This window comes from Variovorax sp. LARHSF232 (assembly GCF_052871435.1).
This window is the reverse complement of record NZ_JBIXJS010000003.1, coordinates 650316-673524: the sequence shown is the minus strand read 5'-3', so window position 1 is coordinate 673524 and position 23209 is coordinate 650316. Positions and strand designations below refer to the sequence as shown.

General features: G+C 65.3%; 22 protein-coding genes and 1 tRNA gene. 17 read left to right on the top strand and 6 right to left on the bottom strand.

Going from position 1 to position 23209, the window contains the following annotated elements:
- Positions 1 to 29: 29 nt before the first annotated feature.
- Together ACIPRI_RS12040 and ACIPRI_RS12035 are read left to right on the top strand one after the other, a co-directional pair.
- Positions 30 to 1211 carry an acyl-CoA dehydrogenase family protein gene (locus tag ACIPRI_RS12040; RefSeq protein ID WP_446621660.1) on the top strand — a complete coding sequence of 394 codons (1182 nt, stop codon included), beginning with the start codon at positions 30 to 32 and terminating at the stop codon, positions 1209 to 1211.
- Between the two features lie 107 nt (positions 1212 to 1318).
- Entirely contained in the window at positions 1319 to 2434 is a 1116-nt protein-coding gene (locus ACIPRI_RS12035; protein ID WP_446621659.1) for an acyl-CoA dehydrogenase family protein, read from the top strand.
- 176 nt (positions 2435 to 2610) lie between these two features.
- Here the strand turns inward: ACIPRI_RS12035 and ACIPRI_RS12030 are convergent, their stop codons facing one another.
- Entirely contained in the window at positions 2611 to 3168 is a 558-nt protein-coding gene (locus ACIPRI_RS12030; protein ID WP_446621713.1) for an HNH endonuclease, read from the bottom strand.
- A 141-nt stretch (positions 3169 to 3309) separates the two neighbouring features.
- Here ACIPRI_RS12030 and ACIPRI_RS12025 point away from each other — a divergent pair, with 141 nt between their 5' ends.
- The 3 genes from ACIPRI_RS12025 to lspA all read left to right on the top strand — a co-directional run bounded on the left by ACIPRI_RS12025 (position 3310) and on the right by lspA (position 7903).
- Positions 3310 to 4335: a bifunctional riboflavin kinase/FAD synthetase gene (locus tag ACIPRI_RS12025; RefSeq protein ID WP_446621658.1), complete on the top strand. Its 1026-nt coding sequence runs from the start codon at positions 3310 to 3312 to the stop codon at positions 4333 to 4335.
- 185 nt (positions 4336 to 4520) lie between these two features.
- On the top strand, positions 4521 to 7385 hold the full coding sequence (gene ileS / locus ACIPRI_RS12020; RefSeq protein ID WP_446621657.1) for an isoleucine--tRNA ligase: 2865 nt from the start codon (positions 4521 to 4523) through the stop codon (positions 7383 to 7385).
- Positions 7382 to 7903, top strand: coding sequence for a signal peptidase II (lspA, locus tag ACIPRI_RS12015; protein WP_446621656.1), 522 nt, complete (start codon positions 7382 to 7384; stop codon positions 7901 to 7903). Before ileS ends, lspA begins: the two co-directional genes overlap by 4 nt.
- Positions 7904 to 7908: 5 nt before the next feature.
- Here the strand turns inward: lspA and ACIPRI_RS12010 are convergent, their stop codons facing one another.
- Both ACIPRI_RS12010 and ACIPRI_RS12005 read right to left on the bottom strand, forming a co-directional pair.
- On the bottom strand, positions 7909 to 8199 hold the full coding sequence (locus ACIPRI_RS12010; RefSeq protein WP_446621655.1) for a hypothetical protein: 291 nt from the start codon (positions 8197 to 8199) through the stop codon (positions 7909 to 7911).
- Positions 8200 to 8279: 80 nt separating this feature from the next.
- Complete coding sequence (locus ACIPRI_RS12005; RefSeq protein WP_446621654.1) at positions 8280 to 8528, bottom strand: hypothetical protein; 249 nt, start codon at positions 8526 to 8528, stop codon at positions 8280 to 8282.
- Positions 8529 to 8644: 116 nt separating this feature from the next.
- On the opposite strand from ACIPRI_RS12005, the gene ACIPRI_RS12000 reads away from it, so the two are divergent.
- Positions 8645 to 9553 carry a LysR family transcriptional regulator gene (locus tag ACIPRI_RS12000; protein WP_446621653.1) on the top strand — a complete coding sequence of 303 codons (909 nt, stop codon included), beginning with the start codon at positions 8645 to 8647 and terminating at the stop codon, positions 9551 to 9553.
- 81 nt (positions 9554 to 9634) lie between these two features.
- Here the strand turns inward: ACIPRI_RS12000 and ACIPRI_RS11995 are convergent, their stop codons facing one another.
- A complete protein-coding gene (locus ACIPRI_RS11995; RefSeq protein ID WP_446621652.1) occupies positions 9635 to 9871 on the bottom strand; it encodes a hypothetical protein in 237 nt (78 codons plus the stop codon).
- A 146-nt stretch (positions 9872 to 10017) separates the two neighbouring features.
- On the opposite strand from ACIPRI_RS11995, the gene ACIPRI_RS11990 reads away from it, so the two are divergent.
- The 4 genes from ACIPRI_RS11990 to ACIPRI_RS11975 all read left to right on the top strand — a co-directional run bounded on the left by ACIPRI_RS11990 (position 10018) and on the right by ACIPRI_RS11975 (position 14303).
- Complete coding sequence (locus ACIPRI_RS11990; protein ID WP_446621651.1) at positions 10018 to 10950, top strand: histone deacetylase family protein; 933 nt, start codon at positions 10018 to 10020, stop codon at positions 10948 to 10950.
- 149 nt (positions 10951 to 11099) lie between these two features.
- Positions 11100 to 12122: a Bug family tripartite tricarboxylate transporter substrate binding protein gene (locus ACIPRI_RS11985; protein ID WP_446621650.1), complete on the top strand. Its 1023-nt coding sequence runs from the start codon at positions 11100 to 11102 to the stop codon at positions 12120 to 12122.
- Between the two features lie 114 nt (positions 12123 to 12236).
- Complete coding sequence (locus ACIPRI_RS11980; RefSeq protein WP_446621649.1) at positions 12237 to 12749, top strand: tripartite tricarboxylate transporter TctB family protein; 513 nt, start codon at positions 12237 to 12239, stop codon at positions 12747 to 12749.
- A gap of 24 nt (positions 12750 to 12773) precedes the next feature.
- Entirely contained in the window at positions 12774 to 14303 is a 1530-nt protein-coding gene (locus ACIPRI_RS11975; protein ID WP_446621648.1) for a tripartite tricarboxylate transporter permease, read from the top strand.
- Positions 14304 to 14972: 669 nt separating this feature from the next.
- Here ACIPRI_RS11975 and ACIPRI_RS11970 read toward each other — a convergent pair.
- A complete protein-coding gene (locus ACIPRI_RS11970; RefSeq protein WP_446621647.1) occupies positions 14973 to 15581 on the bottom strand; it encodes a Crp/Fnr family transcriptional regulator in 609 nt (202 codons plus the stop codon).
- Positions 15582 to 15729: 148 nt separating this feature from the next.
- Between ACIPRI_RS11970 and oxc the strand changes: the two genes are divergently transcribed.
- The 7 genes from oxc (at position 15730) to ACIPRI_RS11935 (ending at position 23025) form a co-directional block, all read left to right on the top strand.
- Positions 15730 to 17514 (top strand): oxalyl-CoA decarboxylase, encoded by a 1785-nt coding sequence (gene oxc, locus ACIPRI_RS11965; RefSeq protein WP_446621646.1) that lies wholly within the window; start codon positions 15730 to 15732, stop codon positions 17512 to 17514.
- Positions 17515 to 17538: 24 nt separating this feature from the next.
- On the top strand, positions 17539 to 18813 hold the full coding sequence (gene frc / locus ACIPRI_RS11960; protein ID WP_446621645.1) for a formyl-CoA transferase: 1275 nt from the start codon (positions 17539 to 17541) through the stop codon (positions 18811 to 18813).
- A gap of 74 nt (positions 18814 to 18887) precedes the next feature.
- Positions 18888 to 19334, top strand: a complete 447-nt coding sequence (locus ACIPRI_RS11955) for a PAS domain-containing protein (RefSeq protein ID WP_446621644.1) — start codon at positions 18888 to 18890, stop codon at positions 19332 to 19334.
- Between the two features lies 1 nt (position 19335).
- The gene (gene frc, locus ACIPRI_RS11950; RefSeq protein ID WP_446621643.1) at positions 19336 to 20586 is read left to right on the top strand and encodes a formyl-CoA transferase; all 1251 of its coding nucleotides are present in this window, start codon (positions 19336 to 19338) and stop codon (positions 20584 to 20586) included.
- Between the two features lie 140 nt (positions 20587 to 20726).
- Complete coding sequence (locus tag ACIPRI_RS11945) at positions 20727 to 21107, top strand: hypothetical protein (RefSeq protein WP_446621712.1); 381 nt, start codon at positions 20727 to 20729, stop codon at positions 21105 to 21107.
- 19 nt (positions 21108 to 21126) lie between these two features.
- Positions 21127 to 21972: a fumarylacetoacetate hydrolase family protein gene (locus ACIPRI_RS11940; RefSeq protein ID WP_446621642.1), complete on the top strand. Its 846-nt coding sequence runs from the start codon at positions 21127 to 21129 to the stop codon at positions 21970 to 21972.
- A 42-nt stretch (positions 21973 to 22014) separates the two neighbouring features.
- Entirely contained in the window at positions 22015 to 23025 is a 1011-nt protein-coding gene (locus ACIPRI_RS11935) for a 2-dehydropantoate 2-reductase (RefSeq protein ID WP_446621641.1), read from the top strand.
- 77 nt (positions 23026 to 23102) lie between these two features.
- On the opposite strand, the gene ACIPRI_RS11930 is transcribed toward ACIPRI_RS11935, so the two are convergent.
- A tRNA-Gly gene (locus tag ACIPRI_RS11930) sits at positions 23103 to 23178 on the bottom strand.
- Positions 23179 to 23209 lie beyond the last annotated feature (31 nt).

The following is a 23209-nucleotide window of genomic DNA, read 5'->3' as shown; positions in this document are numbered from 1 at the left end:
AAAAACCCGCCTTCTCTGGAGACATACCCATGGATTTGGCCTTTACCCCCGAGGAACAGAAGTTCCGCGAAGACATCCGCGCCTGGGTTGCGGAAAACCTGCCCAAGGACATCTCGCACAAGGTGCACAACGCTCTGGAGCTCACGCGCGACGATCTGCAGCGCTGGGCCAAGATCCTGGGCAAGAAGGGCTGGCTGGGCTACGGCTGGCCCAAGCAGTTCGGCGGCCCGGGCTGGACCGCCGTGCAAAAGCACCTGTTCGAGGAAGAAACTGCCCTCGCAGGCGCGCCGCGCATCATTCCCTTCGGCCCCGTCATGGTGGCGCCGGTGATCATGGCCTTCGGCAACGCCGAGCAGCACAAGCGCTTCCTGCCGGGCATCGCCAGCGGCGAAGTCTGGTGGAGCCAGGGCTACAGCGAGCCGGGTTCGGGCTCTGACCTCGCGTCGGTCAAGACCCGTGCCGAACGCAAGGGCGACAAGTACATCGTCAACGGCCAGAAGACCTGGACCACCCTCGGTCAGTACGGCGAGTGGATTTTCTGCCTGGTGCGCACCAGCAACGAAGGCAAGCCGCAGACCGGCATCTCCTTCCTGCTGATCGACATGAAGTCGCCCGGCGTCACGGTGCGCCCCATCAAGCTGATGGACGGCGGCTACGAAGTGAACGAGGTCTGGTTCGACAACGTCGAAGTGCCGGCCGAAAACCTGATCGGCGAAGAGAACAAGGGCTGGACCTATGCCAAGCACCTGCTTTCGCACGAGCGCACCAACATCGCCGACGTGAACCGCGCCAAGCGCGAGCTCGAGCGCCTGAAGCGCATCGCCAAGAAGGAAGGCGTGTGGGAAGACCCGCGCTTTCGCGACGAGATCGCCAAGCTCGAGGTCGACGTGGTCGCCCTTGAGATGCTGGTGCTGCGCGTGCTCTCGGCCGAGAAGTCGGGCAAGAACTCGCTGGACATCGCGGGCCTTCTGAAGATCCGCGGCAGCGAAATCCAGCAGCGCTACAGCGAGCTGATGATGCTCGCCGGCGGCCCCTACTCGCTGCCGCTGGTGCGCGAGGCCATGGAAGCCGGCTGGCAAGGCGACTTCCCCGGCGGCCACCCCGAACTGGCGCCGCTGGCCAGCACCTACTTCAACATGCGCAAGACCACCATCTACGGTGGCTCGAACGAAGTGCAGCGAAATATCGTCGCCCAAACGGTCTTGGGCTGATACGAACTGCGGGCCGGCGACGATATTTCGCTTTCGCGAATCCGTTCTGCTCCCCCGCACCCCCTCCGAGAGGGGGCTCCAGCAAGAGCTTCGCTAAGGAATACAAAATGGACTTCGATTTTTCTGACGATCAGCAGCAACTGCGCGACGCCGTCGCCAAGTGGGTCGAAAAGGGCTACACCTTCGAGCGCCGCCAAGGCATCGAAAAGGCCGGCGGCTTCTCGCGCGAGGCCTGGGACGAACTGGCCGAGCTGGGCCTGGGCGGTCTTTACATCCCTGAAGACGAAGGCGGCCTGGGCATGGGTCCGGTCGAAGGCATGGTGGTGATGGAAGAGCTGGGCCGCGGCATCGTGCTCGAGCCCCTGGCGCAAGCCTTCATCGCGGGCGCCGTGCTGGCTGGCCATGCCGACCAGGACACCAAGGACAACTGGCTGCCGCGCATCGCCGGCGGCCAGGCCCTGGTGGCGCTGGCCTACCAGGAGCGCAAGGCGCGCTACAAGCTCGATGTGTGCGAGGCCAAGGCCACGCAAACCGGCAGCGGCTGGACCGTGTCGGCCACCAAGAGCCTGGTGCCGGCCGGCGATGAAGCCGACGCCTTCCTGGTGCCGGCGCAAGCCAACGGCAAGATCGCCCTCTTCCTGGTCGAGCGCGCCGCCAGCGGCGTCGAGACCAAGGGCTACGTCACGCAGGACGGCGGCCGCGCGGCCGAAGTGGTGATGAGCAACGCCGCCGCGACCCTGATCGCCATCGACGGCCTGCCGGTGCTCGAGCATGCGGTGGACATCGGCATCGCCGCCCTGTGCGCCGAGGCAGTGGGCGTGATGGACAAGACCCTGGCCATCACCGTCGAATACCTCAACACGCGCAAGCAGTTCGGCGTGGCCATCGGCACCTTCCAAGCGCTGCGCCATCGCGCGGCCGACATGAAGATGCAGCTGGAACTGGCCCGCTCGATGAGCTACTACGCCAGCCTCAAGCTCAACGCCCCGGCCGCCGAGCGCCGCCAGGCCATCGCCCGCGCCAAGTACCAGCTGGGCCAGTCGATGCGCTACATCAGCCAGCAGGCGGTGCAACTGCACGGCGGCATCGGCGTGACCGACGAGTACATCGTGAGCCACTACTTCCGCAAGCTCACCCAGATGGAAATGACTTTCGGCGACAGCCTGCATCACCTGGGCGAAGTCTCGGCACGCATGCAGGACACGGCCGGCGTGTTCGCATAGGCCACGCGTCGCTCAACGCAAAAACGCCCGCTGGCTTCGCGCCAGCGGGCGTTTTGCTTTTGTCTTTTCCAGTCCCACACCGCGGAACCGGCTTCGCCGGGCCGCAGGTGAGGTCCCCTCCTCGGGAGGCGGCGAATTACACGCAGCGAAGCGAAGTGAAAAGCCGGGAGGCCTGGCTACCCGTGCAGGCGCGATGTGTGCGGCAGGTGCGCCATCAGAAACTCCATCTGGTCCGCCAGGATGCGGCGGTTGCGCAGGATGAAGTCTTCCCACAGGCTGGGCACGTAGGGCGCGTATAAAAGCGGCATGCCGGCCTGCTCGGGCGTGCGATTGCTCTTGCGGTGATTGCAGTGCCGGCAGGCCGTGACCACGTTCATCCAGGTGTCGACGCCGTTCTGGGCAAAGGGCCGGATGTGCTCGCGCGTCAGGTCTTCGTCGTGGAAATGGCCGCCGCAGTAAGCGCAGATGTTGCGATCACGCGCAAAGAGCTTGCTGTTGGTGAGTCCGGGACGCTGCGTGAACGGATTGATCTTGGGCACGCCCTTGGTGCCGATGATGCTGTTGACTGCGATCTGCGACTGCTGGCCGGTGAGGGCGTTGTGCCCGCCGCGAAACAGGGCCACCTGGGCGCCGACTTCCCAGCGCACCTCGTCCGCCGCGTAGTGGGTCACCGCCTGTTCCAGCGAAATCCACGACTGCGGCAGCCCTTGGGCCGACAGCTTCAAGACCTTCACCACGCACGCCTCCTCGACAAAAGAAGAATCACGGCAATTGAGATCGATCAACGCGGTCACAATATATACCGCTTTCATGACAATAAGCCTGCCAGGGGCCATCGGCCGGGCACGGCGTGCTATCAAAAAGATACTCCACCCATGCAGATCTTCCGTGGCTTCCGACATCCCGGCGTTGCCAGGGCCTGTGCTCTGACGATCGGCAACTTCGACGGGGTGCATCGGGGCCACCAGGCGATGCTGGCGCTCCTGACCACCGAGGCGCGGCATCGCGGCGTCCCCAGTTGCGTGCTGACCTTCGAGCCGCACCCGCGCGACTACTTTGCTCAGGTCAACAAGAAGCCGGACTTGGCGCCGGCACGTATCGGCACCCTGCGCGACAAGCTGTGTGAACTGGCGGCCTGCGGCGTCGACCAGACGATCGTGCTGCCCTTCGATGCGCGGCTGGCCAGCCGCACGCCCGACGAATTCATCGACCAGGTGCTGATCGAGGGCCTGGGCACGCGCTACGTGCTGGTGGGCGACGACTTCCGCTTTGGCGCCAAGCGCGCCGGCGACTACGACATGCTGGACGCCGCCGGCGAGGCGCGCGGCTTCGACGTGGCGCGCATGATGAGCTATGAAGTGCATGGCCACCGCGTCTCCAGCTCGGCCGTGCGCGAGGCGCTGGCCTCCGGCGACATGGCGCATGCAGAAGCGCTGCTCGGCCGCCCCTACGCCATCTCCGGCCACGTGGTGCACGGCCGCAAGCTCGGCCGCGGTCTGGGCGCCTCGGAACCGGGGCGCGACGACGGCTTTCGCACGCTCAACCTGCGCTTCAAGCATTGGAAACCGGCCGCCAGCGGCATCTTCGCCGTGCTGGTGCATGGCCTGCATGAGACGCCCCTGCCCGGCGTGGCCAACCTCGGCGTGCGCCCCTCGCTGGACGCCAACGACGTCAACGCCGGCCGCGTGCTCCTGGAGACGCATTGCCTGGAATGGCCTTCGCGCCTAAGCGAAGAAGGGGCCTACGGTAAAATCGTGCGCGTGGAACTGCTGCACAAACTGCACGACGAGCTGCGCTACAACAGCCTCGAGGCCCTGACGGCGGGTATCGCCAAGGACCGCGACGACGCGCGTGCCTTCTTCGCATCCACCCATCGCCAGACCACGCGCGACCGAATTTGAGCGGCGGAAGGTTTCGCTTCGCTTCCGCCAGGCGTTCTTGATGCGCCCTTGCTGCTGCCCACGATCCCTCTGCGCCGATCCCCGCCTGACGAGGGCGCCCGCCGGAAGCTGCGCCCTCGACAACCAAATTGAAGACGCCGCGAAGCGGCGCCCACCCGGACACTTCGGAATTCAACGGAATCACCATGGCTGACACCTCCACCGCCGACAGCGCCGCCGCCACCGACTACCGCGCCACGCTGAACCTGCCCGACACGCCCTTCCCAATGCGCGGCGACCTGCCCAAGCGCGAGCCGGGCTGGGTCAAGGAATGGAACGACGAGGGCCGCTATCACCGGCTGCGTGACGCCCGCTTGGGCGCGCCCAAGTTCGTCCTGCACGACGGCCCGCCCTATGCCAACGGCCAGATCCACATGGGCCACGCGGTTAACAAGATCCTGAAGGACATGATCACCAAGGCGCGCCAGCTCGAGGGCTACGACGCGCTGTACGTGCCCGGCTGGGACTGCCATGGCCTGCCGATCGAGAACGCGATCGAGAAGAAGCATGGCCGCAATCTGAGCCGCGACGAGATGCAGGCCAAGAGCCGCGCCTACGCCACCGAGCAGATCGCGCAGCAGATGAGCGACTTCCAGCGCCTGGGTGTGCTGGGCGAGTGGGACCATCCGTACAAGACCATGGACTTCGCCAACGAGGCCGGCGAGATCCGCGCCTTCAAGCGGGTGATCGAGCGCGGCTTCGTCTACCGGGGCCTGAAGCCCGTGTACTGGTGTTTCGACTGCGGCTCCTCGCTGGCCGAGTTCGAGATCGAGTACGCCGACAAGAAGTCGCAGACGCTCGATGTCGCCTTCAAGGCGCATGACCCCGCCAGGCTGGCAGCCGCTTTCGGCCTGCCGGCGCTGACGAAGGACGCCTTCGCCGTCATCTGGACCACCACCGCCTGGACCATCCCGGCCAACCAGGCGCTCAACCTCAACCCCGAGCTCGAGTACGCACTGGTCGACACCGAGCGCGGCCTCCTGGTGCTGGCCGCCTCGCTGGTCGAGATGTGCATGAACCGCTATGCGCTGGACGGCAAGGTGCTGGCCACCGTCAAGGGCGAGAAGCTCGGCGGCCTGGAGTTCGAGCATCCGCTGTACGACGTGGATGCTGGTTTTCGGCGCCTGTCGCCCGTCTACCTGGCCGACTACGCCACTGCCGACGACGGCACCGGCATCGTGCATTCGTCGCCCGCCTATGGCGTGGACGACTTCAACTCCTGCATCGCGCACGGCGTCAGCTATGACGACATCCTGAACCCGGTGCAGGGCAACGGCTCCTACGAGCCGGACTTCCCGCTCTTCGGCGGCCAGAACATCTGGAAGGCCGTGCCGGTGATCATCTCGGCATTGCGCGATGCCAACCGCCTGCTCACCACCGAGACCATCACGCACAGCTACCCGCATTGCTGGCGCCACAAGACGCCGGTGATCTACCGCGCAGCCGCCCAGTGGTTCGTGCGCATGGACGAGGGCGACGGCGTGTTCACCAAGGACAAGGCCGAGAAAACCCTGCGCCAGATGGCGCTGGAAGCCATCGAAGAGACCCGCTTCTATCCCGAGAACGGCAAGGCGCGCCTGCACGACATGATCGCGAACCGGCCCGACTGGTGCATCTCGCGCCAGCGCAGCTGGGGCGTGCCGATCCCTTTCTTCCTGCACAAGGATTCGGGCGAGCTGCACCCGCGCACCATGGAGATCCTGGACCAGGCGGCCGCCATCGTCGAGAAAGGCGGCATCGAGGCCTGGAGCCGCGTGACGGCCGAAGAGATCCTGGGCGCGCAAGACGCACCGCACTACACCAAGAGCACCGACATCCTCGAAGTGTGGTTCGACTCCGGCTCCACCTTCTCCCATGTGCTGCGCGGCACACACGCGCCGCAGTTCCACGAATCGGGGCCCGAGGCTGATCTGTACCTGGAAGGCCACGACCAGCATCGCGGCTGGTTCCACTCCTCGCTGCTGCTGGCCTGCGCGCTGTATGGCCGCGCGCCCTACAAGGGCCTCTTGACGCACGGCTTCACGGTGGACAGCCAGGGCCGCAAGATGAGCAAGTCGCTCGGCAACGGCATCGATCCGCAAGAGGTGAGCAAGAAGCTGGGCGCCGAGATCATCCGTCTGTGGGTGGCGGCCAGCGACTATTCGGGCGACATCGCCGGCGACGACAAGATCCTGGCGCGCGTGGTGGATGCCTACCGCCGCATCCGCAACACGCTGCGCTTCCTCTTGGCCAACACCAGCGACTTCGACATCGCCAAGGACCTGGTGCCCTACGAGGAGCTGCTCGAGATCGACCGCCATGCGCTCAGCCGCGCCGCGCAGTTCCAGGCCGAGATCCTGGCGCACTACAAGGTCTACGAGTTCCACCCGGTGGTGGCCAAGCTGCAGGTGTACTGCAGCGAAGACCTGGGCGCCTTCTACCTCGACGTGCTGAAAGACCGCCTCTACACCACCGGCACCGATTCGAAGGCGCGGCGCAGCGCTCAGACGGCGCTGTGGCACATCACCCAGGCCATGCTGCGCTGGATGGCGCCCTTCCTCAGCTTCACCGCCGAGGAAGCGTGGGCCTTGTGCGCCACCGACGAGGGCAAGGGCCAGTCGATCTTCACCCAGACCTACCTGGACCTGGGCGAACCCGACGAGGCGTTGCTGGCCAAGTGGTCACGCATTCGCGAGGTGCGCGACGTGGTCAACAAGGAGATCGAGAACGTGCGGGCCGAGGGCAAGGTCGGCTCCTCGCTGCAGGCCAACGTGCAGCTCACGGCGAACGAGCACGACTACGCCCTCCTGTCCAGCCTGGGCGATGACCTGAAGTTCGTGCTGATCACCTCGGCGGTTGAATTGCTTGCAGGCAGCGAACTGGCGACCCAGGTGACGCCGAGCACCGCGCTGAAGTGCGAGCGCTGCTGGCACTGGCGTGCCGATGTCGGCCACGACGTCGACCACCCCACCCTGTGCGGCCGCTGCACCAGCAACCTTTACGGCGCGGGTGAAGTGCGCCAGGTCGCATGATGGCCGGCAGCACCACCGTGGGAACCGGCCCGCGCGCCGCGATCTGGCCCTGGCTGCTGATCGCGCTCTTCATCATTGCCGCCGACCAGTTCACCAAGGCGCTGATCCTGGGCAACTACCGCTATGCCGACCAGACGGTGGTGACCAGCTTCTTCAACATCGTGCGGGCGCACAACACGGGTGCGGCCTTCTCCTTCCTGGCCGACGCGGCGGGCTGGCAGCGCTGGTTCTTCACCGGCATCGGCGTCGCAGCCGCGGTGTTCATCACCTGGATGTTGAAGTCGCACGCCGGCCAGACACTTTTCTCGCTGGCCATGGCGCTCATTCTGGGCGGCGCCATCGGCAACGTGATCGACCGCGTGATGCACGGCTACGTGGTCGACTTCCTGGACTTTCATTGGGCTGGCCGGCACTTCCCGGCCTTCAACCTGGCCGACAGCGCCATCACGCTGGGGGCCATCCTGCTGATCCTGGACGAACTGCGGCGCGTGCGCAGCGGCAGCAGTAGCAGCCGCTGAAGCCCTCAGGCCTCAACCGGCGCGGCCGGCTGGCCGCACAGCTTCAGCAGGTACTCGTGATAGAGCAGCAAGGGCATGGCAACGAATGCCGTGCCGATCACATAGATGAGCAAGCTCGCCAGCGGAAAGTCGGCGCGAGCGAGCGCCGGTATCGAAGCTGCAAGCGCGGCCACCGCGATGAGCACCATCACCGCCTTGAAGGCATGACCACAAAAAGCAGCCCGCCGTGCGCCCAGTGGATCGTGGCGCTGGTCATCTTGGCGCGCCGTGGCGCGCTTGTCTCCGTTGTTCTGCATGGCCTCTCCGTTTCATGGCAAGGCTCCCCTGGGCCCCTTCTTACCATGCGGATTCGGCGCGCAGCAAGCTAGCAGCTTCCCTATCGCAAGCTGCGCAGGCCGATCGGCGCAGCGCGGCGGCGCAACAAGGCGGCGCGGTAGGGGTCGGTGGCGTCCAGCGCATTGGCCGCCACCAGCAGCTGGCGCATCTGGTCCACCTCATCCAGCACGCGGCCGGGTTGCAGCAATGCGCCCAGCAGGGTGCCGGCTTCCTGTGCCAACACCATCAGCGCGGCATGCAGAAGCCCGGGGGCGCGATTCGCGGTCAGTGAACGATCGAGGGTCGACATGAAATGCTCCTGTTGGGTATCTGGCCTCGATCTTCGGGTCATCCCCGATAGAAGTAAAACGAGTTTTATTGCCAGATGAATGCAATATTTTTGCTTTCAAAAGAGACGGCAAGCTCATGGACATCACCCTGGCGCGTACCTTCCTGGCCATTGCGCAAGCACGCAGTTTCCAGCGCGCGGCGCAGCAGCTGCACGTCACGCAAACCTCGGTCAGCGCCCGCGTGCGAACGCTGGAAGAGCAGCTGGGCAAGCCGCTTTTCGTGCGCAACAAATCCGGCGCGGCACTGACGGCCGCCGGCGAACAATTCATGCCGCATGCGCGCACCCTGGTCCAGGTCTGGGAACGCGCCCGCCAGCAGGTGTCGGTGCCCGCCGGTCGCCGCGCCGTGCTGGCGCTGGGTTGCGAAATCAGCCTGTGGCACCCGCTGCTGCCGCGCTGGCTCATGTGGATGCGCGAGCGCGCGCCCGAGCTGGCGCTGCGCAGCGCCGTCGGGGCGCCGCGCGACCTGCTCGACCAGGTGGCCAACGGCGTGCTCGATGTCGCAATCGCCTATGCACCGCAGCAAAGGCCCGGCCTGCGCGTGGAACTCTTGATCGAAGAGAAATTGGTGATGGTGAGCACCAACCCGCAACTGCGTTCTCCACTGGCGGAGAACTACGTCAACGTCGATTGGGGGCCGGAATTCGAGGCACAGCACGGGCTGGCCTTCCCGGCGCTGTCCAACGCGCCGCTGCAGGTCGGCCTGGGGCCACTGGGCCTGGAGTACGTGCTGACGGCGGGCGGCACCGGCTACTTCCGGCAAGACGTGGTGCGCAGCCACCTCGAGGCCGGGCGCCTGCACCGGGTGCCCGACACGCCCGAGTTTCTCTATCCGGCCTATGCGGTCTACGCCGCAGGTGCCGAGTCGCCGGCGCTGGGCGCCGCGCTGGCCGGCCTGCGCGAGACGGCCGCCGGCACCTGGCAGGCGACGGGCAGTCCGGCGGACATGGGGAAAAAGCCTAGGGCGCGCGCGTCGAAAAATTGACGCGGGTCAAGCGCAACGCGCCGACCGCCCACACAGAATCCGCCAGAGATGCGACGGATATCTGTGGATACGAGACGAGGCTTAGTTCAGACCGATGCGCGCGGCGCGCGTGCGCAGCGCAGCGGCACGGACCGGGTCGGTCGCCTCGGCGGCATTGGCCGCGACCAGCAGGACGCGCATCTGCTCCACCTCTTGCAGGATCTTGCCCGGGTTCAGCAGGGCTTGGACCAGCACCGAAGCCTCTTGCACAAAGGTCTTCAGCGCGCCGCTGAGGCCGCTGGTGGCGATGGAACCGGAAGACGGGTTGAGCGTGGACATGACAGGAAGCTCCTCGTATGTGGAAACTGCGAATTGACACGATTTTATAGGGTTTACCCCGATTTAGGGGAAAACCCTCAAATTTCATCCGCCCACGCCAAAAAGTGCCGGCGCTCCACTCTTCACCCCCCTGGCAGGCCTATCCCATGACGACTCTGATCTACACCCATGAAGATTGCCTGGAGCACCGTCCGGGACCGCACCACCCCGAGTCGCCGGAGCGCCTGCAGGCCGTGCTGGCGGCATTGCACGCCCCGGAGTTCGACAAGGCACAGTGGCGCGAGGCGCCGCTGGGCACGCGCGAGCAGGTGCTGCTGGTGCACACCCCGGACTACGTGGCCAGCGTCGAGGCGATGGCGCCCATGGAGGGCTACCAGTTGCTCGACGCCGGCGACACCATCATGTCGCCGGGTACCTTGCAGGCGGTGATGCGATGCGTCGGCGCGGCCTGCGCAGCAGTGGACGCTGTGGTGTCGGAGCCGGGACGCAACGCCTTCTGCGCCACGCGCCCCTGCGGCCACCATGCCGAGGCCGACCGCGCCATGGGCTTTTGCGTCTACAACCAGGCTGCCATCGCGGCGCTGCATGCACGTGCGGCGCATGGGCTCTCACGGATCGCGGTGGTGGACTTCGACGTGCATCACGGCAACGGCACGCAGCACGCCTTCTGGGGCGACCCAGCGCTGTTCTACGGCTCCTCCCACCAGTCGCCCTTCTATCCCGGCACCGGCGCGCGCAGCGAGACCGGCGCGGCCCACAACATCGTGAACGTGCCGCTGTCGATGGCCTGCGACTCGGCCACCTTTCGTGCGCGCATCAATGCCGAACTGCTGCCGCCGCTGCGCCGCTTCGAGCCCGAGCTGCTCATCATTTCGGCCGGCATCGACGCGCACTTCAAGGACCCGCTGGGCGGCCTCAGCTTCACCGATGACGACTTCCACTGGATCACCGCCGAGCTGATGAAGGTGGCCAATGCCACCGCCGGCGGCCGGGTGGTGTCGATCCTCGAAGGCGGCTACAGCCTGCAGGCGCTGGCCAGTGGCACGGCCGCCCACGTGCGCGCACTCATGCAGGGCTGAGCCGGGCGCGGGTTGACCCGGATATTGATTCTTTGAAAAGTTGACCACGGTCAATCCGTGATCTTTTGGCAGCGCGCAGCATCCCGTCTCGTAGGGGACTCCATCGAGTTCACCGACAAAAAAAGAGCTGCATCAACTTAGGAGACATCATGATCAAGAGCCTCGCGTCCCGTGTCCGGTCTTGTCGCACCAAAGTCTGCACAGCAGCCCTGCTGGCGCTGGCGGCCGCAGCACCAGCCTTCGCATGGGAACCCACCAAGCCAGTCGAATTCGTGGTGCCCGCCGGAACCGGTGGCGGCGCCGACCAGATGGCGCGCCTGATCCAGGGCATCGTCATCAAGCACAAGCTGATGAAAGAGCCGCTGATCGTCGTCAACAAGTCGGGCGGCGCTGGCGCCGAAGGCTTCCTGGCGGTGAAGGAAGCCAAGGGCGATCCGCACAAGATCGTGATCTCGCTGTCCAACCTGTTCACCACGCCGATGGCCACCGGCGTGCCCTTCAACTGGAAGGAGATGACGCCGGTCGCGATGATGGCGCTCGACCAGTTCGTGTTGTGGACCAATGCGGAGCAACCCTACAAGTCCGCCTCCGAGTACATCGCGGCGGTCAAGGCCGCCGGCCCCAACAAGATGAAGATGGGCGGCACCGGCTCCAAGCAGGAAGACCAGATCATCACGGTGGCGATCGAAAAAGCCACCGGCACCAAGTTCATCTACGTGCCCTTCAAGGGCGGCGGCGAAGTGGCGGTGCAGCTGGTGGGCGGCCACATCAACTCGACGGTGAACAACCCGATCGAGGCCGTGGCCCAGTGGCGTGCCGGCAAGCTGCGCGCGCAGTGCGTGTTCGATTCCGAGCGCATGCCCTACAAGGCCAAGGTCACCGACACGCAGTCGTGGAACGACATCCCCACCTGCAAGGAAGCCGGCGTGCCGACCGACTACACCATGCTGCGCGGCATCTTCATGCCGCCGGGCGTGAAGCCTGAGGAGCTGGCCTTCTACGTGGATCTGCTGACCAAGATCAAGGCCACGCCCGACTGGGCCGAGTACATGGAAAAGGGCGCCTTCAACCAGACCTTCCTGACCGGCGAGCCCTTCAAGAAGTGGCTGACCGAGGCCGAAGCCACCCACAAGACGCTGATGACCGAAGCCGGCTTCATGGCGGGCAAGTAAGTCCTTCCTGGCGACCGCCCCTTAGAAGCCCGTTGATGACGATGCCGCCCGGCGCGCCGGGCGGCGGGGCGTTCTTTGCCTTTTGTTTCGTGAGACCTACGATGGAGATGAGCAATGGAGCAGCGTGAGGAGACAGCCCGAACGGGCATTGCCACCTGGGTGGTGGAAGCGGTGGTTTCGGCGGTCCTGCTGGTCGTGGGCGTCGTCGTCATCTTCGAGAGCCGGCGCCTGGGCGCAGGCTGGACCAGCGATGGGCCGGGCTCGGGCTATTTTCCCTTCTACATCGGGCTGATCATCACGATCTCGGCGCTCGGCATCCTTTACCAGGCGGTGCTGGGCAAGGCGCGCAACACCGATGTGTTCGTCGACAGCGAGCAGCTCAAGCGCGTGCTCTCGGTGCTGCTGCCGGCTGCGATCTACGTCGGCTTGATCGCGGTGCTGGGTCTTTATGTGGCTTCCGCCATCTACATCGCCCTGTTCATGATCGTGCTGGGCAAGTACTCGTGGATCAAGAGCGTGGTCGCCGCCTTCGCGGTCAACGCGCTTTTCTTCTGCATGTTCGAAGTGTGGTTCAAGGTCCCCCTGTTCAAGGGCGCCTTCGATCCCCTGCGCTTCCTCGGCTACTGAACCTCACCCACGGAGCGACGCGAAATGGAAGAGATCAACGCCCTGCTATCGGGCTTTTCCGTGATTCTCACGCCCATGAACATCCTCTTGATGTTCGTCGGGATCATCCTGGGTGTGCTGATCGGGGTGCTGCCCGGCCTGGGCGGCGCCAACGGCGTGGCCATCCTGCTGCCCCTGACCTTCACCATGTCGCCGACCTCGGCGATCATCATGTTGTCCTGCATCTACTGGGGGGCCCTCTTCGGCGGCGCCATCACCTCGGTGCTGTTCAACATCCCGGGCGAGCCGTGGTCGGTGGCCACCACCTTCGACGGCTATCCGATGGCGCAGCAGGGACGAGCGGGCGAGGCCTTGACCGCCGCCTTCACCTCCTCCTTCATCGGCGCGCTGGTGGCGGTGGTCATGATCACCTTCCTGGCGCCGCTGGTGGCCAGGTTCGCGCTGAAGTTCGGCTCGCCGGAATTCTTCTCGGTCTACCTGCTCACCTTCTGCAGCTTCGTCGGCATGGGCAAGGGCTCGCCCTTCAAGATCCTGGCCTCGATGGCACTGGGCTTCGCCCTGGCCAGCGTGGGCATGGACACCGTTACCGGCCAGCTTCGCCTGACCTTCGGCCAGCCTGAACTGATGCGCGGCTTCGACTTCCTGATCGCGGTGATCGGCCTGTTCGGCATCGGCGAAATCCTGTTGTCGATGGAAGAAGGCCTGGAGTTCAAGGGCAAGAGCGCCAAGATCGATCCCAAGGTGGTGTTCAAGACCTGGGCGCAGCTGCCCAAGTACTGGGTCACCTCGATCCGCAGCTCGCTGATCGGCATCTGGATGGGCATCACGCCCGGTGGTGCCACCCCGGCTTCCTTCATGAGCTACGGCCTGGCCAAGAAGATGTCCAAGTCCGGCAAGAAGTTCGGCCAAGGCGAGATGGAAGGCGTGGTCGCGCCCGAAACTGCCGCCCACGCAGCCGGCACCAGTGCCCTGCTGCCGATGCTGGCGCTGGGCATCCCCGGCTCGCCCACCGCGGCGGTGCTGCTGGGCGGCCTCCTGATCTGGGGCCTGCAGCCTGGCCCGCTGCTGTTCGTCGAGCAGAAGGACTTCGTCTGGGGCCTGATCGCCAGCATGTACCTGGGCAACATCGTCGGCCTGATCGTCGTGCTCTCCACGGTGCCTTTGTTCGCCTCGATCCTGCGCATCCCCTTCTCGATCATCGCGCCGGTGATCATCGTGATCTGCGCCATTGGCGCCTACACGGTGCACAACGCGATGCTCGACATCTGGTTCATGCTGGGCTTCGGCGTCGTCGGCTACCTGTTCAAGAAGCTCGACTTCCCGCTGGCGCCGCTGGTGCTGGCCCTGGTGCTGGGCGACAAGGCCGAGGACTCCTTCCGCCAGTCCATGCTGGTGTCGCAAGGCGACGTGATGATCATGTTCTCCAACCCGCTGGTCGGCGGCATCACCACCCTGGCGCTGGTGCTGCTGTTCTGGCCGCTGATCTCCAAACTGCTGGCGCTGGTGAAGCCCCCAAAAGCGGATGAGTTCCACAAGGAGCGGCCGGTGGATTGAGGCCGCGGTTCTGTCGTGATTGCAAAGGCGCCTTCGGGCGCTTTTGTTTTTTCCCTTGCTTGAGTGCTTTCGAGAGTCGGGGCCGCGCGGCAGGTGTTTGCCGCGGCGGGCTCATAGTGCGGCGGTCGATGCTGCGCATCGACTCCGCTGCGATGCTCCCGCAGGGGGCGTGCGTCGCAGAACTCGCGACGTTCACTTCGTTCACTCTGCTCAAACAACTGCGACGAGTCAGATGTTGAAGCGCGTGTGTCCTTCGGCACACGCGCACGCCCCCTGCGCTGCGCTTCTCGCCGCCGCACAAATCGCCCGCCGCGGCAAACACCTGCCGCGCTGACTCGCTGCGGTTGAACAACCCGGAGAAGAACGGCCGATCGAGCGCCCGGCGTCCGGCAAAGGCCTGTGTGCCCCTGTGCCGGCGCGCCTCTCGGGCGCCGAGAAGCGCAGCGGGCCCGGCCCGCACGCGTGCCGAAGGACACGCGTGCCTCAACATCTAGCTTGCGGCAGCTGTTTGAGCAGAGTGAACGAAGTGAACGACGCGAGTTCTGCCGCAGGGCCGGGTCCGCGAGCATCGCAGGGGAGCCGGCGCGCAGCGCCGGCCGCCCGAGCGAAGCGCCGGCGCAGGGGCACACAGGCCTTTGCCGCCCCCCGAACACCCGAACCCAGAAAGCCTCAAATCTTCCCGCGCTTGCGCAACCGGCTCAAAGTTTCCGCAGAGAGGTTGAGATACGAAGCCAGCTCCTTGCTCGGAATGCGGTCGATCAGCTCCGGATGCTTGCGCATGAAGCGATGAACACGCCCCGGCGCGTCGAGCAGATGCAGGGTGATGGTGTGGGCCATGATTTCGCTCATGCCCTTCATCACCGCGTACTCGAAGTGCTCCTTGGCTTCCGCATGTCGGCTGAGAAACGCGATCCACTCCTTCAGCGGCAAGGTGGCGACCCGCGCCTTGGTCACGCAGACGATGCCGTAGGGCGTCGGCGTGCCAAGCCGCAAGGCGGCATAGCTGGTCTCCATGTCGTGCTCGTTGGCAAAGCGCAGGATCATCTCCTTGCCTTCCGCGTTGCTCACCACGCGCTTCAGGATGCCGTCGAGGATGAAGTACTGCGACATGTCCCGCACGCCCTGGTGCAGGAGGAAATCGCCCTTGTTGCCATCGACCACCGTCAAGTGGCCCTCCAGCTCGGTCCGTTCGCTGTCGCTCAACTCCTTGAGCACCACGTTTTCCCGGAGCTGGAGGCGAATGATGTTTTTCTCCGGGTGGTTTTCCAACAACGTCATGGGTCGTCTTGTTCGATTCGTGGTCGCCGCCACTTCGCAGGTGTGCTGGCCGGGCCCTCGTTTTCGGGAAAGTTGACCGAGGTCAACGCGCCGAAAGCATGCTGCGAATCATAGTCTGGCCATCCGAGCAAAAGCTTCAAGGAGAGACATGTCTTCAGTCACCACGGACAAGCAGGCAGCGGCGCTGGATCCGGCGATCGCACGTGCCATCAAGAACATCGCCGACGAAACGCCGGAGCCCGAAACCACCGATGGTTTCCATCTGGTCATCGATGCGCTCAAGCTCAACGGCATCGACACCATCTTCGGCCTGCCCGGCATTCCGATCACCGACCTGACCCGCATGGCGCAGGCCGAGGGCATGCGCGTCATTTCCTTCCGCCATGAGCAGCACGCCGGCAATGCCGCCGCCGCCGCCGGCTTCCTGACGCAAAAGCCCGGCATCTGCCTGACGGTGTCGGCGCCCGGCTTCCTGAACGGCCTGACGGCGCTGGCCAATGCCACCACCAACTGCTTCCCGATGATTCTCATCAGCGGCTCCAGCGAGCGCGAGATCGTCGATCTGCAGCAAGGCGACTACGAGGAGATGGACCAGCTGGCCATTGCCAAGCCGCTGTGCAAGGCCGCCTTCCGCGTGCTGCATGCGGAAGATATCGGCGTGGGCATTGCGCGCGCCATCCGTTCGGCGCTGTCGGGCCGCCCAGGCGGCGTGTACCTGGACCTGCCGGCCAAGCTCTTCGCGCAGACGATGGATGCCGCCAAGGGCAAGGCGTCGCTGATCAAGGTGGTGGACCCGGCGCCCAGGCAGATCCCGGCACAAGAATCGGTGAAGCGCGCGCTCGACCTGCTCAAGGGCGCCAAGAAGCCGCTGATCCTGCTGGGCAAGGGCGCCGCCTACGCCCAGGCCGATGCCGACATTCGCGCGCTGATCGAGAAGACCGGCATCCCCTACCTGCCGATGTCGATGGCCAAGGGCCTCTTGCCCGACACCCATGCACAGTCGGCATCCGCCGCCCGCTCCTACGTACTGCAGGAAGCCGACGTGGTGATGCTGGTCGGTGCGCGCCTGAACTGGCTGCTCTCGCACGGCAAGGGCAAGACCTGGGGCGCCGAGAAAGGCGCCAAGCAGTTCATCCAGATCGACATCGCGCCGACCGAGATCGACAGCAACGTGGCCATTGCCGCGCCGGTGATCGGCGACATCGGCTCCTGCGTGTCGGCCCTCCTGGCTGGCGTCGGCAGCAACTGGACCCAACCGCCGGCCGAGTGGACTGGCGCCATTGCCGAGCGCAAGGACAAGAACCTGGCGAAGATGGCCCAGACCCTGGCCGCGCGGCCCTCGCCGATGAACTTCCACAGCGCGCTGTCGGTGATCCGCGACCAGGTGAAGGCCCGGCCCGATGCCATCGTGGTGAACGAAGGCGCCAACACGCTGGACTTCGCCCGCTCCATCGTCGACATGTACGAGCCGCGCAAGCGCCTCGACGTGGGCACCTGGGGAATCATGGGCATCGGCATGGGCTTTGCCGTGGCCGCCGCAGTGGTGACCGACAAGCCGGTGATCGCCATCGAGGGCGACAGCGCCTTCGGCTTCAGCGGCATGGAGGTGGAAACCATCTGTCGCTACAACCTGCCGATCTGCGTGATCGTCTTCAACAACAACGGCGTCTACCGCGGCACCGACGTGAACGCCAGCGGCACGTCCGACGTCGCGCCCACCGTGTTCGTGAAGAACGCGCGCTACGACAAGCTGATGGAAGCCTTCGGCGGCGTCGGCGTCCATGCCACCACCGCCGACGAGTTGGAGAAGGCGCTGACAGAGGCCGTCGCCTCCGGCCGCCCCACCCTCATCAACGCCGTGATCGACGAGACCGCGGGCACGGAAAGCGGGCGCATCACCAGTCTCAACCCGGCTACGGCCAAGAAGAAGTAATCCCAGGCATCAAAGGAGATATCCATGAGCAGCAACAAACCCCTCAACGGCATCAAGATCATCGACTTCACCCACGTGCAGGCCGGTCCGGCATGCACGCAGCTGCTGGCCTGGTTCGGCGCCGACGTGATCAAGGTGGAGCGCCCGGGCGCCGGTGACGTCACGCGCAGCCAGCTGCGCGACATCCCGAACGTCGACGCGCTGTACTTCACCATGCTCAACAGCAACAAGCGCTCGATCACTCTGGACACCAAGAAGCCCGAGGGCAAGGCGGTGCTGGAAAAGCTGATCAAGGAATCCGACGTGCTGGTGGAGAACTTCGGCCCCGGCGCACTGGACCGCATGGGCTTCTCGTGGGAGCGCATCCAGGAACTGAACCCGAAGCTGATCCACGCCTCGGTCAAGGGCTTCAGCGAAGGCCACCACTACGAGGACCTGAAGGTCTACGAGAACGTGGCGCAGTGCGCCGGCGGCGCCGCCTCCACCACCGGCTGGTGGAAGGGCGAGAACTCGGCGCCCACCATTTCGGCGGCGGCGCTGGGCGACTCCAACACCGGCATGCACCTGGCCATCGGCATCCTCACGGCCATCATCGGCCGCCAGCAGACCGGCAAGGGCCAGAAGGTCGCCTGCTCGATGCAGGACGCCGTGCTCAACCTGTGCCGCGTGAAGATGCGCGACCAGCAGCGCCTGGACAGCGTGGGCTACCTCGAGGAGTACCCGCAGTACCCGCACGAGATGGAAGCATTCAAGGACAAGGTGGTGCCGCGCGGCGGCAACGCCGGCGGCGGCGGCCAGCCGGGCTGGATCCTGAAGTGCAAGGGCTGGGAGACCGATCCCAACGCCTACATCTACTTCACGGTGCAGGGCCATGCCTGGGAGCCGATCTGCGATGCGCTGGGCAAGCCCGAGTGGAAGACCGACCCCGACTACACCACCGCCAAGGCGCGGCAGCCGCACATCGACCAGATCTTCGCCACCATCGAGGACTTCATCAAGGACAAGACCAAGTTCGAGGCAGTGGACATCTTCCGCAAGCACGACATCCCGTGCGCCCCGGTGCTGTCGATGAAGGAACTGCTGCACGACGAGTCGCTGCGCAAGAGCGGCTCCATCGTCGAAGTGCCGCACAAGGAGCGCGGCACCTACTGGACCATCGGCAGCCCGATCAAGTTCTCGGACCTCAAGCCCGAGGTCACCGCATCGCCCCTCCTGGGCGAGCACACCGACGAGGTGCTGGCCGAACTGGGCTACAGCAAGGATCAGATTTCCGCCATGCATGAAGGCAAGGTGATCTGAGGAAACCACGGCCCGCGCAAGCGGGCTGTTTTACTTTGAGCGAGACTCGCGCAAATAAGCGAGAGGGGTGAAACTTGCCTACTTCGAACATCGACCTGAAGCAGCTGGTGGAAGGCGCCGGCGATTCGATCATCGTCTGCGATGCAGCGGGCACGATCGTGTTCTGGAACAAGGCCTCCGAGCGCATCTTCGGCTTCACGCAAGCCGACGCGCTGGGCCAGTCGCTGGACCTGATCATTCCGCAGCGCCAGCAGCAGCGCCACTGGGACGGCTACAACAAGACCATGGAAACGGGCATCACCCGCTATGGCGCCGACCTGCTCAAGGTGCCGGCCCTGCACAAGGACGGCCACACTCTGTCGATCGCCTTCACCGTCTCCTTGCTGCTGGGCGACGACGGCAAGGTCAGCGGCATCGCCGCCTTCGTGCGCGACGAAAGCGCCCGCTTCGCCGAAGACCGCAAGCTGCGCGCCCGTCTGGTAGAACTCGAAGCCAAGATCCAACAAGCAGGAGACAAGTGAAATGGGCAGCAAGGCATTGGAGGGCGTCCGCATCCTCGATTTCACCCACGTGCAGTCGGGTCCTACCTGCACCCAGCTCCTGGCCTGGTTCGGCGCGGACGTGATCAAGGTGGAACGGGCCGGCGAAGGCGACGCCACCCGCGGCCAACTGCGCGACATCCCCGGCGTGGACAGCCTCTACTTCACGATGCTCAACCACAACAAGCGCTCGATCACGCTGGACACCAAGAAGCCCGAGGGCAAGAAGGTGCTGGACCGCTTGATCAAGACCTGCGACGTGATGGTCGAGAACTTCGCCCCCGGTGCGCTCGACCGCATGGGCATCACCTGGGAGCACATCCAGGAGCTCAACCCACGCATGATCGTCGCCTCGGTCAAGGGCTTCGGCCCCGGCAAGTACCAGGACTGCAAGGTCTACGAGAACGTGGCGCAGTGCGCCGGCGGCGCGGCTTCCACCACCGGCTTCGAGGACGGCCCGCCGGTGGTCACCGGCGCGCAGATCGGCGACAGCGGCACCGGGCTGCACCTGGCGCTGGGCATCGTCGCCGCCCTCTACCAGCGCACCCATTCGGGCCGCGGCCAGAAGGTGCTGGCCCCCATGCAGGATGCAGTGCTCAACCTGTGCCGCGTGAAGATGCGCGACCAGCAGCGGCTGGATCGCACCGGCACCATGCACGAGTACCCGCAATACCCCGACGGCAAGTTCGGCGATGCCGTGCCGCGCGCCGGCAATGCGTCGGGCGGCGGCCAGCCCGGCTCCATCCTCAAGTGCAAGGGCTGGGAGACCGATCCCAACGCCTACATCTACTTCATCACCCAGGGGGCCGTCTGGCCGGCGGTGTGCAAGGTGATCGGCGAAGAGGGCTGGATCGACGACGAGGCCTACGCCACGCCGGCCGCGCGCCTCCTGCACCTGAAGCCGATCTTTGCGCGCATCGAGAAATGGACCATGACCAAGACCAAGTTCGAGGCCATGGAAATCCTGAACCAGTACGACATTCCCTGCGGTCCCATCCTGTCGATGAAGGAGATCGCGGAGGACGAGTCGCTGCACGCCAGCGGCACCCTGGTGGAGGTCGACCACCCCACACGCGGCAAGTACCTCACGGTGGGCAACCCCATCAAGATGAGCGACAGCCCGACCGAGGTGACGCGCTCGCCGCTGCTGGGCGAACACACCGACGAAGTGCTCGGCCAGTTGGGCTACGGCGCTGCCGAAGTGGCGGCCCTGCGCGAAGCCAAGGTGATCTGAGAGGCGTTGACATCCGGGGCCGCGCGATGCGGCCCCACTGGAAAACCGTTCGCGTTTATGTATAAGTAATCGTTGATGCAAACAATCAAATAGTTTGACTGTTATTTATTGATCAAGCCCTCGAAGATTCCCCCGTGCCGATGCATTCCATCTTCATCAACCACGCGGCACGCAAGTTCAAGGAAATGGTCATGGTCAACGATTTGCCCGCTCAGTACCGCGACGAGGAACTGGATCGCAACGCCTTCAACGCGGCCTTCAACGAACTCGGCCTGCGCTGGTACTGGGATTGCGAAACCTACGTCGAGCTGCTGCGCCAGAGCGCCAGCAGCGAGGCCCGCATCCGCTACTACCTGGAGACGCAGCAGCCGCACCTGCTGCGCGCCTACGACGCGCAGTTCCTGGTTGGCGTGATCGAAGAGCGGGCCACGCAGCACAAGCAGCGGCTGGCCGCAAAGGGAGCGACGGCGGCCCCCTACTTCAACTGGGCCGAAACGCTCGGCCGCGAACTCGGCATCTAAGGCGACAGTCAGGAAGGACATGGACGTGCTCACCGATTCGACCACCACCGCCGGCCCGACGGCCACCCGCGCCGCCAGCAGCGCTCGCACCCCGTCCCCACGCCATTGGCTGCGCTTTCGCCATGCAGGCAAGACCGGCTTCGGCACGCTGGCGGGCAACACCGTGCACGAGTGGCGCGGCGACATGTTCGGCGCCTGCGAGCCCACCGGCACCATCCACGGGCTGGCCGAGGTGCAACTGCTCTCTCCGACTGCGCCCAGCAAGGTCATCGCGCTGTGGAACAACTTCAAGGCGCTGGGCGAGAAGCTCAACCTGGCGGTGCCGGCCGAGCCCTTGTACCTCTTGAAGTCGCCCAACTCCTTTGCCGCGCACGATGAGCCCATCAAGAAGCCGCTGTGCGAGGGCAAGGTGGTGTTCGAGGGCGAGCTCGGCATCGTCATCGGCAAGACCTGCACCGCGGTGTCCGAGACGGATGCGCCGGACCATGTGTTCGGCTACACCTGCGCGAACGACGTGACGGTGGCCGACATCCTCAACCGCGACGCCTCCTTCGCCCAATGGGTTCGCGCCAAGGGCTTCGACACCTTCTGCCCCATGGGGCCGGTAGTGGCCACCGGGCTGGACCCGGCCACGCTCACCGTGACCACCCTGCTCGACGGTCAGATTCGCCAGCACTATCCCATCAGCGACATGCGCTTTTCGGCGGCCCAGCTGGTCAGCCTCATTTCGATGGACATGACGCTCTACCCCGGCGACGTGATCCTGTGCGGCACCTCGGTCGGTGTCGGCTCGATGAAGCCTGGGAGCACGGTCGAGGTGGAGATCAGCGACATCGGGCGCCTGTCCAACCGCTTCGGCGCTTGAGAGCGCGCGCGCCGCCAGGATTTCAAACTACCTAGGATCGACATGAAGATTGCAGTGATAGGCGCCGGCGCCATCGGCGGCCTGGTGGGCGCGCGGCTTGCCCTGGCCGGCGAGGACGTGACATTCATCGTGCGAGGCAAGAACCTCGATGCCATCAGCACCCACGGCTTCAAGCTGGTCACGGCCGAGGGCGGCGAGCAGGTGGCGCGCCATGTGAAGGCGACGGACAGCTACGACCAGGCCGGCCCGCAGGACATCGTGATCCTGGCGATGAAGGCGCACCAGGTGGAGGCCGTGGTGCACGAGGTGCCCAAGCTCTTCGGCCCCCACACCGTGGTCGTAACCATGCAGAACGGCATCCCCTATTGGTACTTCCAGAAGCACGGCGGCGCGCTCGACGGCACGGCGGTGCGCAGCGTCGACCCGAGCGGCGCCGTTGCGGCCGGCATTCCGCCCGAGCGGGTGCTGGGCTGCGTGGTCTACCCGGCCTCGGAGCTGATCGCGCCCGGCGTGGTCAGGCACATCGAGGGCGACCGCTTCCCGGTGGGCGAACTGGACGGCTCGGCCAGCGAGCGCGCCTATCGCGTGTCGGATTGCCTGGTCAAGGCCGGCTTCAAGGCGCCGGTGCTGGACAACATCCGTTCAGAAATCTGGCTCAAGCTGTGGGGCAACCTCACCTTCAACCCGATCAGCAGCCTGACGCATTCGACCCTGGTCGACATCTGCCAGTACCCGCTGTCACGCGAGCTGGCGGCCCACATGATGCAAGAGGCCCAGGCCGTGGCGACCAAGCTGGGCATCGAGTTTCGGGTCAGCCTGGACAAGCGCATTGCCGGCGCCGAGAAGGTGGGCAAGCACAAGACCTCGATGCTGCAGGACATCGAGGCCGGCCGCGCGCCGGAGATCGACGCGCTGGTGGGCTCGGTGGTGGAGCTGGCCCGGCTGACCGAAACGCCGACGCCGCACATCGACAGCGTCTACGCGCTGGTGAAGCTCTTGGCCAAGACCATGGACGAGGCGCGCGGGCAACTGCGCCTGCAGCCCGCAGGCTGAGCCTGGCGCAAGCGGCACAGCGCCAATGAAAAAGGCCACCCGGTGGGTGGCCTTTTTTTGCCTTGCGGCATTGAATCTGGAGCGGGAAAAGAGTCTCGAACTCTCGACCTCAACCTTGGCAAGGTTGCGCTCTACCAACTGAGCTATTCCCGCATTTGTTCGTGTGAACGAAGCGAATTATACA